Consider the following 15,931-nt stretch of genomic DNA (forward strand, 5'->3'; position numbering starts at 1 on the left):
CCTCCATGAGCCGCACCATCAGCGATCCCGGGCGGTCAGGACTCGCCGGACCGTCCAGCACGGCGCACCGCCCGACGATACGTCCGTGCGGCCCGCGCGGCGTCGATGATGAGCAGGAGAATCGCGACCCACACGATGGCGAAACCGAACCATTGGCCCGTGGTCATCTCCTCCCCCAGCAACAGGTACCCGGCCAGGAACTGCATGACCGGGTTGAAGTACTGGACCATCCCCACGTAGGACAACGGGAGCCGGGACGCGGCACCGGCGAAGGTCAGCAGCGGCACCAGGGTCATCACGCCGGTGCCCACGAGCAGGGTCGTGCGCAGGGCGCCGATATGACCGAAGGCAAGCCCTCCGCCCACGGTTTGGACCAGGACCAGCGCGACGACGGCCGGAATGAACAACCACGCGGTCTCGAAGGTCAACCCGGTGAGGGAGTCGACGCGACCACCGACGTTCTTCTTGACGAGCCCATAGAGCGCAAAGCTGCCCGCGATCGCCAGGGACATCCAGGGCAGCGCGCCGTACTCCACGCTCAGTACCACGATGGCGACAAGGCTGACACCCACCGCCGCCCACTGGAGTCGACGAAGCTTTTCGTGCAGCACGAAGACCCCGAGGACGATCGTCGCAACCGGGTTGATGAAGTATCCGAGCGAAGCTTCCAGTACGTGCCCGGTCGTCGTCGCGATGATGTAGACCAGCCAGTTGATGGACACGATCCCGCCGGCCAGACCGAGCGTGAAGTTGACCCGTTTGTTCCGGAACACGGCCGCGACCTTGCCCCAGGAGCGCGTCACGGTCACCAGGAGGACGCACAGGATCAGCGAGAAGAAGATGCGCCATCCAAGGATCTCGAATGCCCCGGTCGGTTTGATCGCCGCGAAGTAGAGAGGCAGAAATCCCCAGAGCCCATAGGAGACGAACGCGAGGATGAATCCGGTCTTCAGGTTGTTGGTCGCCTTGGGCGCGTCCGCTTCGTCCGAGACGATGACTTCGGGCAGCGCTCCGGTGATCGTGGCGGGTTCGTTGCTCGACGCCGTGGAGTCAGGGGCGTCGCCGCCCGGGAGGCCTTCGGAAGAGGGCCGGTTCCCGGACGGTTCGTGCGGTGGGGTCAATGCGAGGTCCTTCCCAGGGTGTGTCGGAGTGCTGGCTCCAGGTGATCGAATCGGAACGTGTACCCGCGGTTCTCCAGGGCCCGGGGGACCAAGGCGGCCGAACTCAGCGCGAGTTCGCGAGCGCCCTGCTTCCCGAGAAGCAGGCCGGGGGCCTGCTTGGGCGTGGGCACCGCGCTCGGACGGTGCAGAATCGACGCGAGGGTCTTCGCGAATTCCTTCTGCCGCACCGGGTGGGGTGCCGCCGCGTTGACCGGACCGCTCATCCCAGGGTCGACGACGGCGAAGGCGTAAATCTGCGCGAGATCCTCGAGGCTGATCCAGGGCTGCCACTGGTCGCCACCACCCAGCGGCCCTCCCGCGCCCGCGAAATACAGCGGCAGCTGCGCGGCCAGAAGACCACCCGACGAGCTGAGAACAAGTCCCGTCCGGACCAGAACCACGCGAGCGCCGAAGTCCTCGGCCTTCAGAGCTGCGGCTTCCCACTGGGTGCAGACGTCGGCAAGGAAATCTTCGCCGGGACCGTCGTTCTCGGTGACGACGTCGGCGTCGTGCCCGTAGTATCCGCTGGCCGATGCGTTGACCAGGGTCCGGGGCCCGCCGTCGTCGGCCACCTCGCGCATCGCGGCGACGATCGTTTCGGTGCTGTTGAGGCGGGATTCCAGCACCGCGCGACGATGTTTGTCCGTGAAGGGTCCGGCGATTCCCGCGCCGGCAAGATTGATCACGGCGTCGACGCCGACGAGCGCTTGGGGGTCCAGCCTGTGCTGGTCCGGGTCCCAGGCGATCTCGTCGGGCCCGATGGTTCCGCTGAATCCTTTGCGCCGCCTGAGGTGCAGGACCCGGTGGCCGGCCGCACGCAAGAGCGCGGAGACCTGGGTCCCCACCATCCCGGAGGCTCCCGCAACCGCCACGGTCAGTGTCCCGGTCGCGGCCCCTGCCCGGGTCCGGATGCCCTCCAGGAAGGACGCGAAGTCGAGGTCCGCCTGCGTCTGGTCGGTCCGGAAGGCGAAGACTCGGTCGAGTTCCTTCTCGAACGCGGTCGCGCCGAAGGAGATCTTCCGGTCCAGCCCACCCGGCAACTCGTAGGTGACCGTGTCGGAGACGATCGTGCTGCCCGGGTCACCGTCAGCGAACTCGTGGCGGTGGGTCCAGGACTTCAACGGGCCCTTCTTCATTTCGTCGGTGAAGCTCCGGCCGGGCGCGTACTGGGTGTGTTCCGCCGTCCAGCGGGTTCCTGGCCTGATGGGGACGCTGCCCGGAAGGAGCCCTTCGGCCCACTGCAGCCCCATGAGCAGTTGCGTCTCCGAGCCGACGTCGAGCCCGTTGGTCGGCTCCTGGACGACCTTGGTGTTCCAGGGCGGGCTCAGCCGGACGACGGCGCCGGGGCTCGCGTACCACTCGGTGACGGCCGAACGTGGGTGGGTGATGTCGGCGGTGTTCCGAAACGTGCTCATAGGTCGTCTCTCACTTTCTCCCAGGGTTCGATGCCGCCCGGGACGGTCGTGAACAGGGGATGGATTTCGAGTCGTGCGTTTCTCAGGTCGGCTTCGAGCCGCGAGACCAGTTTCGGCGCACGCAGGCGCAGTTTGAAGGTCAGCAGTTCCGCCTCGTAGTCGAGCTGCCCCTGGCGGACGGGGATCAGGGGGACGGTCCGGGTGTCCGCCGTGGCCTGGGCCCTTTCGGGAGCCGAGGCCGCACGAGGCCGCGCGGGGGCGGCGTCCTCCCCCACGGCCGCGGTCGCCGGGGCCGAAGACGAAGCGCTTTCGGGAACGTCGATCCAGTCCGGCCCCGGCTCGGTCAGCTCGGCCTCCCCGGCCAGGAGGGGCCCCCGGATGATCTTCTCGACGTCGAACGTGTACCCACGCGCCGTGGCTTCCCGATGGATACCGCGGAGGAAAGCGGACATCGCCGCCCGTGGCTCGTCCGTGTCCCTGAACCGGACCAACTGCGGGTGCTGACGGTACCCGTGGGTCGCCCCCGCGAGAACCTTCTGCGCCAGCAGGGCCTCACGCCAGGCGGCAACGAGCCCTTTGGCGTCCAGGTAGGACGGATGAAGGGACCAAAGCCTCACAAGGACCTCCTGTTGTGGTTCGCAGGCCGGGGCCTCGCTGCCCCGCGCGCCGTCTGCCCCACGTTACTCGCTCAGCTCCTCGTCGTGACCCCATTCGGGCCCGGTCTCACGCGTCCCGGAATTCTCGTTCGATGCGCTCGAGGGACTTGTCCTTGGTTTCCGGAACCTTGAGGCGGACCCAAGCGAGAGCCAGGATCTGCAGGATCACGAAGACCGCGATGGTCATGCCGAATCCCCACGCCGCGGAGAGCAGGGGGAAGAACAGCGCAACCAGGAAGTTCACGGCCCACTGGACGCCGGTGCTGATTCCCATGGCCACTCCTCGCACGGTGAGGGGGAAGATTTCCGACATGTAGAGCCAGGTCATCGTGCCGATCGCGCACTGGGAGATCCCCACGAAGACGACGATCGAGACCAGGACGATCCACCGTTTGGCCACTACGTCATCGCTCATGAACTCGGAGGTCGCGGCCAGCACGGAGAGCATCACGATGGTTCCGGTCAGGCCCGTGCTGAGCATGAGCTTGCGCCGCACCCGGGTCATGATCGCGAGCGCGACGCCGACGCCGACGACGCCCGCGAGGCCGATCAGCAGGTTCACCACGAACGCCGTGTTGCCGGTGAATCCTGCGTGGGAAAGGATCGTGACGCCGTAGTACTGGACCACGTTGATGCCTGAGATCTGGTTGATGATCGCCATACCGATGCCGATCACCAGGATCCGCCGAATCCAGGGGGTTCGCACGACGTCGGATACGGTGCCCTGGGCCGCCTGCTCGTCTCGTTCGGCCAGTTCCCTGACCTCGCCGAGCTCGTCGGAGGTGAACGTGTGCTCCCGGACTTTCCGGAGGACCTCGAGCATCTCGTCGATTCTCCCGCCCCTGGCCAGCCAGCGGGGTGATTCCGGGACCACCGTCATTCCGGCCCACAGGACGATGGCGGGGAGGATGCAGATCGCGAGCATCCAGCGCCAGGTGCTGGCCTGCTCGGCGTCGGCCACACCGGCGATCCCGGCGTTGAAGGCGAAGGCCAGGAGCTGGCCGAAGACCACCATGAACTCGTTCTGGGAGATGATTCTGCCGCGCAGGCGGGTCGGCGCGAGTTCCGCCAGGTACACGGGAACGGTCACCGATGCCCCGCCGACGGCCAGCCCCAGGACCACACGAAAGAGGGAAAGGACCCACCAGTACGGCGCGAGGACCGATCCGACGGCACCGACCGTGAACAGGGCGGCGACCAGGACGACCGTGCGGTGCCGTCCGTGTCGGTCCGAGAAACGGCCCCCGAAGACCGCACCGAAGACGGCTCCGAACTGGAGGGCCGAGGTCACGAAGCCTTCGTACTTCTCGTCCATCGAGAAGTCCGCGGCCATGGACGGAAGCGCGCCGTTGATGACCCCGGTGTCGTAACCGAACAGGAGGCCGCCCACCGTGAGCACCATCGCGGCCAGGCGCATGGGTCCGGTCATCTTCTTCTCGACCGGTGCCGCGCCGCAAGGTCCGTTTCTTCGTGTCGATACCGGGCGGGAAGACATGACGGCAGGGCCTCCTGGGGCAGGGTGCGTGGGTGACTTCTTATGTCTACTCCAAGGCAGTATGTTCGGCCTCATACGCCGAGTCACAGTGTGGACATGTCCTGGTCAGAGCCGGTGCGGGATACGCTCCGGCCACGCGTCGACCCGGCGTGCTACGATCAAATCCTATTGTCCTTACAAAGGACACAGTCGGGAACCAACGACGGAGCTAGATCATGACAGCATCTATCGACGTGACGATCGACCGCTCGTCGCCCGTGCCGCTGTACCACCAGCTGGTCCACGGCATCGAAACAGCCATCGCGGAAGGTGATCTTCCGCCCGGGACGATGCTCGACAACGAGCTCTCCCTGGCCAAGGACCTCCACCTCTCCCGCCCCACGGTGCGCAAGGCGATGGATGAGCTCGTTCGATCAGGTCTGCTCGTTCGCAAACGCGGCGTGGGGACCCAGGTGGTCGCCTCGGAGATCCGTCGCTCCGTCGGGCTGACCTCACTGTACGAGGACCTGAACGATGACCACGCCCAGCCCACGACCAAGGTCCTCGAATTCGAGGAGACCCAGGCGCCGGACGACGTCGCGGCCCGGCTCAACCTGAAGCCCGGCTCGACCGTGTACTACTTCAAGCGCGTTCGCAGCCGCGCGGGAGCCCCCTTGGCGATCATGGAGAACTGGGTTCCGCTCGAGATCGCCGAGCTGACTCGGGAAGGCCTTGAGAGCCGCGGCCTCTACACGCTCCTGCGGCAGCAAGGCATCAATTTCAGGCTGGCCCAGCAGAAAATCGGCGCGGCCGTCGCCACGAACGACCAGGCCCAGTTGCTCAAGACGAGCCCCGGCTCCGCGCTGGTGACCATGTCTCGCACCGCGACGGACGATATCGGCCGTCGAGCGGAAACAGGGCGGCACGTGTATCGCGCCGATTCCTACTCCTTCGAAATGACGCTCTCGGCCTGACCGCAGATTCCACCGATCCGCAAGACCATTCGAAAGGATGCACACATGACGAATTGGGTATATCCATTGGGCAAGGCGGCCGACGGCCCGTGGGACGTCTCCCTCGGCGCCTACGACTCGGCCCAGCAGGTCGACGGCTGGGAGCACACCGGCCTCAAGACGGCGACCCTCTCGGGCGAGGCCGTCACCTTGGACGCCGTGGCCGAAGAACGCATCATCATCCCCCTCTCAGGGGACGTCACCGCCGTCGTCGACGACCACACCTACGAGCTGTCCGGCCGGGAATCCGTCTTCCACGGCCCCACCGATGTCCTCTACACCGGCGTCAACAAGGCCGTCCAGATCTCCGGCGCGACCGGGGTCCGCGTGGCCATCGCTTCCGCTCCGGCCTCGGACGAATACCCGACGCGGCTGATCACCAAGGACGAGGCTCCGCTCGAATTGCGCGGCGCCGGCAACTGCTCCCGGGAGGTGCGCAATTTCGGCACACCCGCAGCGCTCGAAGCGGACCGTTTCATCGTGTGCGAGGTCCTGACTCCCGCGGGCAACTGGTCCTCCTATCCTCCTCACAAGCACGATGAGGAGAAGGAAGGCGAGGAGACCGGACTCGAGGAGATCTACTACTTCGAGACGCGCGTGACCCCGGATGCACCGAAGGAAGCCACCGATGCGATCGGTTACCAACGCGTCTACGCGTCGGACGATCGACCCATCGACGTCAACGCCGAGGTGCGGACCGGCGACGTCGTCCTGGTTCCGTACGGCTGGCACGGCCCGGCCATGGCCCCTCCCGGATACGACATGTACTACCTCAACGTGATGGCCGGGCCGGGGCCGGTCCGCAAGTGGCTCATCAGCGACGACCCCCACCACGGCTGGGTCCGTCAGCAGTGGGAGGACCAGGACATCGATGCGCGGCTGCCGTTCGGCGGCTGACCGTTGTCCCTGTCCGACCTTTCATGGCTCGCCTGGTCGGGCCTGGCCCTGGCGGCCGTCTTGGTGGGTTTCTCCAAGACGGCCCTGCCAGGCATCAACACCCTGTCCGTGGCCGTCTTCGCGGCAGTACTTCCCGCGCGGCCCTCGACGGGGGCGCTTCTCGTCCTCCTGCTCGTCGGGGACGCCTTCGCACTCTGGACCTATCGTCGCCATGCCGACTGGCCGACCCTGGTCCGTATGATTCCGGCCGTTCTGGTCGGCCTGGCGGCAGGCGGCGTATTCCTTGCTTTCGCGGGCGACGCCGTGGTGCGGCGGGTCATCGGCGTCCTTCTCCTCATGCTCATGGGCCTGACCCTGTGGCAACGGGGCAGACGCCCCACGGATCCGGGCGTGCCGGCGCGGTCGTCCTGGGCGACTGCCGCCGGGTACGGATCGCTCGGCGGGTTCACGACCATGGTGGCCAACGCCGGCGGACCGGTCATGTCGATGTACTTCCTCGCGGCCCGTTTTCCTGTCCACGCGTTCCTGGGCACGGCCGCCTGGTTCTTCGCGACCATGAACGTGCTCAAGCTTCCCGTATCGATCGGGCTGGGCCTCATCACGCCCCACATCCTGCTTCTGGACCTGCTCCTGGTCCCCGGGGTCGTGGCGGGCGCCTTCTTCGGCCGGTGGGCCGCCCGAACGATCGCCCAGAAGACCTTTGACCTGGCGGTCATCGCCGTCACGATCCTGGGAGCCCTCTACCTCTTAATATGAATGCGCCGCGAGCGGGCGCATTGGCCGCTTCCGCCTTTGGGGAGATACCGTGAGGTAAGCCTTATCAAACCGAGCATTGGAGCTCAATGTCCCCCAAGCGCAAACCACAGACGGTCCTCGAGGTCATCGAGAGGCAGCAGCTCACGCCGCACATGGTTCGGCTCATTCTGGGCGGGGAAGGATTCTCCTCCTTCGAGGACAACGGGTGCACGGACCAATACGTCAAACTCGTTTTCGCGAAACCCGAGCTGAACCTCACGGCCCCGTTCGACATGATGGAGTTGCGGGAGACTCTGCCTCCCAAAGACGTTCCCGTGACCCGCACGTACACCGTCCGTTCCGTGGACCAGGAGTCGGGCCGGCTGACGATCGATTTCGTGACCCACGGGACCGAGGGGCTCGCCGCCCCCTGGGCCGCTTCGGCCTCCCCCGGTGACCCGTTGCTTCTGATGGGCCCCGGCGGCAAGTATTCCCCGGATCCCACCGCGGACTGGTATCTCTTCGCGGGCGACGCCTCGGCGCTGCCCGCGATCGCCTCCGGCGTCGAGGCCCTCCCCTCCGACGCCCGCGGGTACGCTTTCATCGTTCTCGACGACGACGAAGACCGCCAGAACATCGCCGCACCGGAAGGCCTGGAGATCGTGTGGCAGGCCAAGGAGGGCGCAGGTGCCGACCCGAACCGTTTGGCCACGCTGATGACCGAACGGGAATGGCCCGAGGGCAAGGTCGATGTCTTCGCACACGGCGAGCGGGAATCGATCAAGCAGGTGCGCCGGCTCCTCAAACAGCGTGAGATCCCGCGCGAGCAGATCTCGATCTCGGGCTACTGGGCCTACGGCCGCACCGAGGACAAGTTCCAGGCCGAGAAGCGCGAACCCATCGGCAAGATCGAGGACTGAGCCCTACCGACCCCGCCGGGCGGGACGATCCGTCTGGCGGTGGGGTATGCCCTCGGTCATTGCCTGCTCCGACCCTGCGCGCTGGTACCCACGATCTCATCGACCGGTTGCCAAGCGCCAGTTTCGGCAGACTCTTCGGCCGCTGATACCACGCGGCTGGCTGCAACACCATCCTTGATATCCGCATGCAGGGATTCGACCCCCAGGTACGCAAGAAGGAATTTCTTGGCCTCGATGGTTTTGAGGTCGTCATAGCCCATGGGAGTCCCAGCCCCAGGCTGGAAAACTGAGAAGTCCCCGAATTCCTTGTCAGCCATGATGGTGGTGTATCCGACGTGAGGCGCCGTGTTCAAGGCAAGTTGAAGTTCATTCATTCGTTCGAAGTCCCAGCGGAACGAACCCTGCGTGCCGTATACCTCAATTCCGTAGGAGGCGCGCGGCCCGTTGGCCACGCGAGAGGCTTCCAATACGCCGATGACTTGAGCCGTCGAACCCTCGGATGCGGGTTGTTCGCATCGAACAATCATCGAAGCGTAGTCCTCGTTCTCCACGGGCTTCATGTCGCCATCCTCGACGACCGCGAAGTGGGTTCCGCTGCCCATCGGCATCTCGGGTCGCTCCGAATGCACGGTGGATGTCGCCGCAGTGACGCTCCGAATGGGGCCGACGACGTAATGCGTCAGGTCTATGAGATGCCCCATCAGGTCCCCGAGAACCCCCGTTCCAGCGAGGTCCCGCATGAAACGCCATGAAAGTGCCCCGCGGGGATCGGCAGAATAGTCCGCGAAGAAGGCCCCTCTCACGTTGGTGATGCGCCCCAGCTTGCCGTCTGCCACGAGCTGGCGCGCGTATTCGATGGCGGGTGCGTTGCGGTACTTGAAACCCACGGCGCTGACGACGCCGGCGCGGTCGGAAGCATCCGAAATCGCCTGGGTTTCATCGGCCGAACGCCCCGCAGGCTTCTCCACCCAGAACGCCTTTCCGGCCTCCGCGGCGTCCTTCGCAATCTGGGCGTGCAGGAAGTTGGGGGCACAGATGGAGACAACATCGACCTCGGGATCGTTCAGAACCTCGTGATAGTCAGTGGTTCCCCGCTCGAAACCGAGTACGTTCACCGCATATTGGGCGCGGTCTTCGGCTGTGTCAGCCGCGACGATCAGCCGAGGCCTGATACCGAGCTCAGGGTAGAAGACCGGAATATTGGTGTATGCCCTCGAATGGACTTTACCCATCCAGCCCACGCTGATGAGTCCAACACCGATGGTTCGCTGCTCCGCCATGCCTGCTCCTCGTCGAGTCCGGTCGACCGGAGAACTGGATGGGTCCGGTCTTTGTACAGCCTATTAAGCTAATTGTTCTAATGTCAATACAAATAACTGAGAGCGGGGCATCACATCGGCCACAAGATCACGAACGCTTCGAGCACTCAGGCCGCGTATGTTTTCCCCGAGGTATCCGCGGAGGGGTGAACCGCTGCGTGAGGAGCCTCTAACGCCCCAGGAGATTCGGGTAGATTCCGCGCATGACGTTCACGATCTGGTCCGCCTGCTCGGGTGAGACCGGGAAGTCGAGGATGGCGAATTCGTGCCAGGTGGCAGTGCCATAGGTCGCACCGAACATGGACTGGAAATCCGGCCTGTTCCCCGCGGACAGGTCACCGAACGCGCACTTGCCGTTGACCGTCAGATGGCTGTTCGCTCCGTCAAAACTCGCAACGAGAACGACATCCCTGTCGCGCGATTCGACGTGGATCAGATCCTTGTCACGCTGCAGAGAATAGGTCGCGGTCTTCTGAATTCGGCAGGGGCCGAAGTCTACTATTGGTCCTGCAGCCTCGGGGCAGGAAAGGACGGCAATCATCGTGAAGGCCGAGGGCCGCGCGTGCCGAAAGGCATATTGCCCCGAGAAATACGACCCCTTGGTGATCTGGAGTGCGTTGCCATCCGCGCTTTCGACGACTCGTGCATCCGCGGGCTTGGTCCGGACGGCGGCCGTGCGGCTCAACCCCATGGCATCGGGAATCCGGCTGGGGTCCTCTGGGTCCACGGTCGATGCAACCCACCGTGCCGCAACGGGCACCCCAAGGTCGGGCACAAGGTACTCGGCCAGGTCATTCGCGATTGTCGCTTGAGTTCGAATCATGGTGGTCATGAATTTCCTCCTAGCTGGAAATCTGGTCGAGGATCCGCCCGTTGCCGAGAACAAAGTTCCGGCCGGTGGCTCCGCCACGGATGACTTCGCCAGAGGGGCGTGTGTCGGTCAGTGAGTGGTGAGACACCGTGACCATGTTTTCCCTTGCTTCGACCCCGAAGGCGAGGGCATGCTTCTGCCATCCGTAGAACGACTCGGGGGCCTGTTGCGCCGCCGTATTCGACGAAATGTTCAGAACATTTCTCGACCCTTCGATGTAGGCACCAACGTGCCCAGATGTGGTTGTGGCTCTCACTGGGTTGTCTGCACGGGTCCGGCCGTCATCGCCAAAAACCTGCCGCTCTATTGTCTCTTCGTTGGTCAGCCACGGCTCCAGGTCATCGTCGGCCCGCATGGCCCACGGCGGGACGGTATTGTTCGCGTCCACGGACATTTGGATATTCGCGCCTTCCGTTCTTTGGGCAATCCACAGGCCATGTCCCGAGTGATTCTGGGAGGAACACGAAGAAACAGTAACGGCAGCACCATTCCCGAGGAATTCCCAACCATTGGCCCATCGCCGCCGGTACGCAATTCCGTCCGGCGCCGGATGTTTGAGAACCGCTGTTCCTGACATCCACGTCTTGATGTTCGAATAGTTCACGGATCCGTGCAGAGAACGGACACCGGCGAATTCTGCCTGGCCTACGGTGCAGTCCGACCAGGAGCAATCAGGGGGAGAAATAAAACCGACGCCGGGCCGGAGAGCGACCACGTTGTGGAATACGGTTCCCCCATTTCCTCTCCATCCGAAGACCGCCGTGCCGTAGACATCGTTGATCCTCACGTTGGCAACCAGGTTGTAGAGGTCAAGACCTTCATCGTCCTGGTCAGGTCTGGGCTCTGACCGCGCAATCCAAATTCCGTGGGGCATGGCGCTGTAATTCTCGAGAGAATTCCGAGCCCACTTGGCCCCCTTGGACCAGACCGTTTGGTTGAACCGGTTCCCCTCCAACGTCACATCGCGCACTTCTGTGCGGTAGTTCTTGTGCCCGGATGCGGATGGGGTCACGGCGACGACAGCCCTGTTCGCGGCGTTGGGGAGAACGAGTTTGGTGATTCTCTGACCAGATCCCGCCAGAGAGACACCGGGAGCGAGGGTCACGCTTGCCAACGTCGCCCCAGGCGGAAGAACCACCGTGCCACCGCCGTTCTCGGATACGGACACCACCAAACGATTCAATGCCTCGGTATCGTCGGTGCCGCTCTTCGGCTCCCAGGCCATGCCCATCAACGGGTTGCGCTCGAGAACGGCGTCGGACTTGACGCCACCGGCCGCCGCCGGAATGAGACCGCCATTGTGTTTGGACGAGTACCGGAGAAGCCGCGGCGAGAGGGATCCCGAGGAATCGAGAATGTCCACCCTCCGCACGCCGTCGGTCACCGCCAGTAGGCTGTCGCCTGGGCCCTCGGGGTCGAAACCGAATTTCTCATAGGCCGCTGCGGATGGATGACCGTCCGGCTTCCGCGCCTCGATCCAGGTTGGCTCCGCATTATGTCCGGTTGCGGCAAAGATGAGGCCATCTGGAGAACCGCCTTCTCCCCTCCGAGGATATCCACGGAGCGAGCGCTCTTCCCCCATTTCCAGTTCCCCTTTCTCTATTTCCAAGATAATTTTGAGAAGTTATTCTTTCATCACACCAGGTGCAGACGTTTGAATTCTTAAAAAAAGCCCGCGGCACATGCTTTCCCACCGGCCTCGCTGAGGTGACCGCGGTCGTCTATGGGGCTCATCGCATTTGATGGTGTAGGTGGTTCCTGAAGCCGCCGGTGTCGAGCAGCGATCGGGCTATGTAGTTCGTGAGGTTCCGGAATCCGAGGGCGGAGCCGCGGAGGTGTTCCAGGCGCCCGTTGATCGCCTCTGTTGGCCCGTTGGACGTGCCGGGCCGGTCGAAGAACGCGAGGATGTCGGCGGCGCGCTGCTTGAGCGTGCGGCCGAGCTTGCGGACCTCCACGAGCGCGGCGGGGACGCCGCTGGAGACGGAATCGATGACGGCTGTCATCAGCTTCTTCGCCGTCTTCCGATCGGGTTCGCGGTAGGCAGCGATCACGCGCTGGTAGATGCCCCAGGTCGCCTCGACCTCGACGTGCTCGGAGACCGCGAACAGTGCCTCGAGACGGGTCTGCTGCCGGTCAGTGAGCAGCTGCGCGCCGGTGTGGAGGATGCGGCGGGCCTTGTAGAGCGGATCGTTTTTGCGGCCCCGCCGGCCGTGCAGGCACTGCTGGACGCGACGACGGCAGGTGTCGAGGGCGTCGCCGGCGAGGCGGACGACGTGGAACGGGTCCATCACCGCCTGCGCGTCCGGGAGCTCCTCGCTGACGGCGGTCTTGAAGCCGGTGAACCCGTCCATCGCGACGACCTCGACACCATCGCGCCAGTCCTGCGGGCGTGCGGCGAGCCAGGTCTTGAACACGGCTTTCGAGCGACCCTCGATCATGTCCAGCAGACGGGCGGGGCCGGTCTTGTCGCGGTTCGGGGTGAGGTCGATGATGACGGTGACGTACTTGTCGCCGACTCTCGTGTGGCGCCAGACGTGCTCGTCGACGCCGATCACGGCGACGCCGTCGAACCGGGCGGGATCGTCGATCAGCACTCGACGCCCTTCAGCGAGGACCGCGTTGTTCGCCGTGTGCCAACCGACACCGAGTCCGGCGGCGACGCGGGCGACGGTGAGGTGGTCGATCACGAGCGCTTCCAACGCCCACCGCATCCCGCTACGGGACAGCTTGGCTCGCTCGGGCGCCGCTGCCGTGAGGTCCTCACGCCAGGACCGTCCGCATCCCGAGCACTTGTAGCGGCGGACCCGGACCAGCAGCGTCGTCGGGCGATGACCGAACGGCTCGTGGGCGAGACGCCGCGTGTCCGTCCCGCGCGAGAGCGCCTGGCTACCGCATCCCCGGCACCACGGATCCGGCTCGGCGACGCGGCACTCGATCACCGCGCGATCCGGCTCAAAAAGCTGACCGGTGGCCACGAGGCCGAGCTCGTCGAGATGGCAGAACACGGTCAGATCAGGGGTCGCGAAGGTAGCGTGGTGCACGTCGAGGTCTTCCGGCAGATGGTCAGTGTGAGAACTTCCATCATCGGAAGGCCTCGACCCTCATCCGGCGACCGACGCGCTCAGCCACCTACCCCCTCAACTGCGAAGAGCCGGTAAACGGTACTTGGGTGGCAAGGACGAACACGACCCGTTGTTCAAGAAGATCCAGATCATCGGCTTCATCGCCCTGCCCCTCTTGGCCTCATTGCCCGCAGCTCCGAACCTAGTCGCTTTGAATATCGTGGGAACCAGCGTCTCGACGGTGCTGAGCCTGCCGTTCATCGTGATCGGCATCCTCGTTCTGACCGGAAGCAAGAAATTCATGGCCGACTATGCCGTGAACAAGTGGTGGCAAAGCGTTTTGTTGGCGGTCCTGGGAGTCATAGCCATTGTCGTCGGGTTCCAGATCGCGATGAACATCCCGGACATGTTCGCGACGGCGTTCTCCGGAAAGTAGAAGAGCTCCGACAGACAGACCTCTGGCACGCGATGCCGAAATATCGATCAGTCAGCCGAATCGGAAAGGACACGTCCCACGATGAGCACCACCACCGATGATTTCGACGCCATAACAGCCGACGGGAAATTGCGCACCGACGGAGACCTCACCTACGCCTATTTGCCCGCTCCCACCGTGCAGAGCCACGCAGCCAATCTCATGACCCTGCCCGACGGACGGCTCGGGTGCGTGTGGTTCGGCGGTACACAGGAAGGCGTTTCGGACATCAGTGTCTGGTTCTCTGCCCTTGCCCCGGGCGAGACGGCCTGGTCCGCACCCCAACGACTGTCCGACGACCCGGCCCGTTCCGAACAGAACCCCATTCTCTTCCCCACTCCCGAAAGCGAGCTGTGGCTCCTCTTCACCGCCCAGCACGCCGGCAATCAAGACACTGCCGAAGTCAGGCGTCGCGTGTCTTCCGACAGCGGAGACACCTGGGGCCCGGTGGAGACACTGTTCTCGCCCAATGAAGCCGGTGGTGTCTTCGTCCGGCAGCCTCCCGTGGTTCTCTCCTCCGGCCGGTGGATCCTGCCCATTTTTCGTTGCCTGATCACCCCAGGACAGAAATGGGTGGGCAATCACGACGACAGCGCCGTGATGATCTCAGATGATGCCGGCGCCACCTGGCGTCAAGTGGTGCTGCCAGGGAGCACCGGGTGCGTGCACATGAATATCCAGGATCTTGGCGACGGCACGTTGCTGGCCCTGTTCCGCAGCCGCTGGGCCGATGCCATCTACGTCTCGCGATCGACGGATGACGGGGAAACATGGGACAAGCCCACTCCCACGGACCTGCCCAACAACAACTCCTCCATCCAGTGTGTGAGCCTCGCCGACGGCCGGTTGACGCTGATTTACAACCACCGCCGTGCACAGGAAACCACCACACGTCGCTTGTCCCTCTACGACGAGATCGACGACGACGGGCTGACTTCTGCGGACACCCCGACCGGCGAGCCGGACCAGCGGGACGACGAGCGGACCGCGTTCTGGGGTACACCGCGGGCACCGATGACGTTGGCGCTGTCCGAAGACGGTGGGCACACCTGGAAGGTTGTGCGTGACTTGGATGATGGCGACGGCTACTGCCTGACGAACAATTCGAGAGAAGGACTGAACCGGGAGCTGTCGTACCCAAGCATCCACCAAGGTCCTGACGGCGCCTTGCACATCGCCTACACATACTTCCGACAGGCCATCAAGTACGTGCGCGTCGAGCTCACCACCATCGGATCATGACCATGCCACCACCACATGCCCTAGTCACTGGTTGCAGTTCAGGCATCGGACACTCCATCGCCCGAAAACTCCTGGACGAAGGCTGGCACGTTACCGGACTCAGCCGTCGTCGGCCGGATGTGTCGGGTGATTTCGACTGGGTCCCCGCAGATCTTTCCCAAACCTCGGCTCTCCCATCGTTGATAGAAGACGTGGACACGGTGCAGGCCGTAGTACATGCAGCAGGATTCCAGTACGCCCAGCCGCTTGGTGAATTGAACGACACGGCGCTGCGCGACATGTTTGCAGTCCACGTGGAAGCCGCTGCCGTCCTCGTCAACACGTTGATCGACCGCATCGAAAGCGACGGCCGCATCGTGCTGATCGGCAGCCGTACGGCCACGGGCGCCGGCGGCAAGAGTCAGTACGCGGCGACCAAAGCAGCCCTGACCGGGTTGGCCAGGAGCTGGGCCATGGAATTGGCGCCGCGGCGAATCGCCGTCAACGTCGTCGCTCCCGGCCCGACGGACACCCCCATGCTCGTCGACCCCAGGAGATCAACGGTGTCGCCCGCAACACCTCCACTCGGCAAGCTGGTGGACCCCGATGATGTAGGAGCCCTGACGTCTTTCCTTCTGGGAACCCACGGAAAGTCGATCACCGGACAGGTTCTGACCGTCTGCGGCGGCGCATCGTTGCCGCGATGAAGCATC

The 15,931-nt window shown here is 64.4% G+C and carries 15 protein-coding genes; 7 read left to right on the forward strand and 8 right to left on the reverse strand.

The annotated features are described in order from the left end of the window. Positions 1 to 35: 35 nt before the first annotated feature. From rarD to ACTSLZ_RS00445, 4 genes are all read right to left on the reverse strand, one after another. On the reverse strand, positions 36 to 1,121 hold the full coding sequence (gene rarD / locus ACTSLZ_RS00430) for an EamA family transporter RarD (RefSeq protein ID WP_443095336.1): 1,086 nt from the start codon (positions 1,119 to 1,121) through the stop codon (positions 36 to 38). Then, a complete protein-coding gene (locus tag ACTSLZ_RS00435; protein ID WP_443095337.1) occupies positions 1,118 to 2,575 on the reverse strand; it encodes a TIGR01777 family oxidoreductase in 1,458 nt (485 codons plus the stop codon). The genes rarD and ACTSLZ_RS00435 overlap by 4 nt, the downstream gene beginning before the upstream one ends. Beyond that, positions 2,572 to 3,192 (reverse strand): pyrimidine dimer DNA glycosylase/endonuclease V, encoded by a 621-nt coding sequence (locus ACTSLZ_RS00440; RefSeq protein ID WP_443095338.1) that lies wholly within the window; start codon positions 3,190 to 3,192, stop codon positions 2,572 to 2,574. Before ACTSLZ_RS00440 ends, ACTSLZ_RS00435 begins: the two co-directional genes overlap by 4 nt. Positions 3,193 to 3,298: 106 nt before the next feature. Then, positions 3,299 to 4,660 (reverse strand): sugar porter family MFS transporter, encoded by a 1,362-nt coding sequence (locus tag ACTSLZ_RS00445; protein WP_443095339.1) that lies wholly within the window; start codon positions 4,658 to 4,660, stop codon positions 3,299 to 3,301. Positions 4,661 to 4,941: 281 nt separating this feature from the next. On the opposite strand from ACTSLZ_RS00445, the gene ACTSLZ_RS00450 reads away from it, so the two are divergent. From ACTSLZ_RS00450 to ACTSLZ_RS00465, 4 genes are all read left to right on the forward strand, one after another. Continuing rightward, complete coding sequence (locus ACTSLZ_RS00450; protein WP_397555210.1) at positions 4,942 to 5,679, forward strand: GntR family transcriptional regulator; 738 nt, start codon at positions 4,942 to 4,944, stop codon at positions 5,677 to 5,679. Positions 5,680 to 5,724: 45 nt separating this feature from the next. Next, positions 5,725 to 6,615, forward strand: a complete 891-nt coding sequence (iolB, locus tag ACTSLZ_RS00455; RefSeq protein ID WP_443095340.1) for a 5-deoxy-glucuronate isomerase — start codon at positions 5,725 to 5,727, stop codon at positions 6,613 to 6,615. A gap of 9 nt (positions 6,616 to 6,624) precedes the next feature. After that, positions 6,625 to 7,371, forward strand: coding sequence for a sulfite exporter TauE/SafE family protein (locus ACTSLZ_RS00460; protein ID WP_443096069.1), 747 nt, complete (start codon positions 6,625 to 6,627; stop codon positions 7,369 to 7,371). Positions 7,372 to 7,457: 86 nt separating this feature from the next. Beyond that, positions 7,458 to 8,270, forward strand: coding sequence for a siderophore-interacting protein (locus ACTSLZ_RS00465; RefSeq protein ID WP_443095341.1), 813 nt, complete (start codon positions 7,458 to 7,460; stop codon positions 8,268 to 8,270). 56 nt (positions 8,271 to 8,326) lie between these two features. Here ACTSLZ_RS00465 and ACTSLZ_RS00470 read toward each other — a convergent pair whose 3' ends face one another. From ACTSLZ_RS00470 to ACTSLZ_RS00485, 4 genes are all read right to left on the reverse strand, one after another. Next, the gene (locus tag ACTSLZ_RS00470; protein ID WP_443095342.1) at positions 8,327 to 9,550 is read right to left on the reverse strand and encodes a Gfo/Idh/MocA family protein; all 1,224 of its coding nucleotides are present in this window, start codon (positions 9,548 to 9,550) and stop codon (positions 8,327 to 8,329) included. 208 nt (positions 9,551 to 9,758) lie between these two features. After that, complete coding sequence (locus ACTSLZ_RS00475) at positions 9,759 to 10,421, reverse strand: hypothetical protein (RefSeq protein ID WP_443095343.1); 663 nt, start codon at positions 10,419 to 10,421, stop codon at positions 9,759 to 9,761. Positions 10,422 to 10,431: 10 nt separating this feature from the next. After that, positions 10,432 to 11,823, reverse strand: coding sequence for a hypothetical protein (locus ACTSLZ_RS00480; protein ID WP_443095344.1), 1,392 nt, complete (start codon positions 11,821 to 11,823; stop codon positions 10,432 to 10,434). Positions 11,824 to 12,190: 367 nt separating this feature from the next. Next, positions 12,191 to 13,501 (reverse strand): ISL3 family transposase, encoded by a 1,311-nt coding sequence (locus ACTSLZ_RS00485; RefSeq protein WP_443095345.1) that lies wholly within the window; start codon positions 13,499 to 13,501, stop codon positions 12,191 to 12,193. A gap of 151 nt (positions 13,502 to 13,652) precedes the next feature. Between ACTSLZ_RS00485 and ACTSLZ_RS00490 the strand changes: the two genes are divergently transcribed. From ACTSLZ_RS00490 to ACTSLZ_RS00500, 3 genes are all read left to right on the forward strand, one after another. Continuing rightward, positions 13,653 to 13,958: a hypothetical protein gene (locus tag ACTSLZ_RS00490; protein WP_443095346.1), complete on the forward strand. Its 306-nt coding sequence runs from the start codon at positions 13,653 to 13,655 to the stop codon at positions 13,956 to 13,958. A gap of 81 nt (positions 13,959 to 14,039) precedes the next feature. Continuing rightward, positions 14,040 to 15,239, forward strand: coding sequence for a sialidase family protein (locus tag ACTSLZ_RS00495; protein ID WP_443095347.1), 1,200 nt, complete (start codon positions 14,040 to 14,042; stop codon positions 15,237 to 15,239). A gap of 2 nt (positions 15,240 to 15,241) precedes the next feature. Continuing rightward, entirely contained in the window at positions 15,242 to 15,925 is a 684-nt protein-coding gene (locus ACTSLZ_RS00500) for an SDR family NAD(P)-dependent oxidoreductase (protein WP_443095348.1), read from the forward strand. The last annotated feature ends 6 nt before the right edge of the window (positions 15,926 to 15,931 follow it).

Origin of the sequence: Rothia koreensis (assembly GCF_052232265.1) — a bacterium.
Lineage (GTDB): Bacteria > Actinomycetota > Actinomycetes > Actinomycetales > Micrococcaceae > Rothia > Rothia koreensis.

What these genes read in the sequence shown, in the direction of transcription:
- ACTSLZ_RS00435 (WP_443095337.1), bottom strand. Translation starts at nt 2,575, where the DNA reads ATGAGCACGTTTCGGAACACCGCCGACATCACCCACCCACGTTCGGCC.
- iolB (WP_443095340.1), top strand. Translation starts at nt 5,725, where the DNA reads ATGACGAATTGGGTATATCCATTGGGCAAGGCGGCCGACGGCCCGTGG.
- ACTSLZ_RS00465 (WP_443095341.1), top strand. Translation starts at nt 7,458, where the DNA reads ATGTCCCCCAAGCGCAAACCACAGACGGTCCTCGAGGTCATCGAGAGG.
- ACTSLZ_RS00445 (WP_443095339.1), bottom strand. Translation starts at nt 4,660, where the DNA reads ATGACCGGACCCATGCGCCTGGCCGCGATGGTGCTCACGGTGGGCGGC.
- ACTSLZ_RS00470 (WP_443095342.1), bottom strand. Translation starts at nt 9,550, where the DNA reads ATGGCGGAGCAGCGAACCATCGGTGTTGGACTCATCAGCGTGGGCTGG.
- ACTSLZ_RS00450 (WP_397555210.1), top strand. Translation starts at nt 4,942, where the DNA reads ATGACAGCATCTATCGACGTGACGATCGACCGCTCGTCGCCCGTGCCG.
- ACTSLZ_RS00495 (WP_443095347.1), top strand. Translation starts at nt 14,040, where the DNA reads ATGAGCACCACCACCGATGATTTCGACGCCATAACAGCCGACGGGAAA.
- ACTSLZ_RS00500 (WP_443095348.1), top strand. Translation starts at nt 15,242, where the DNA reads ATGCCACCACCACATGCCCTAGTCACTGGTTGCAGTTCAGGCATCGGA.
- ACTSLZ_RS00475 (WP_443095343.1), bottom strand. Translation starts at nt 10,421, where the DNA reads ATGACCACCATGATTCGAACTCAAGCGACAATCGCGAATGACCTGGCC.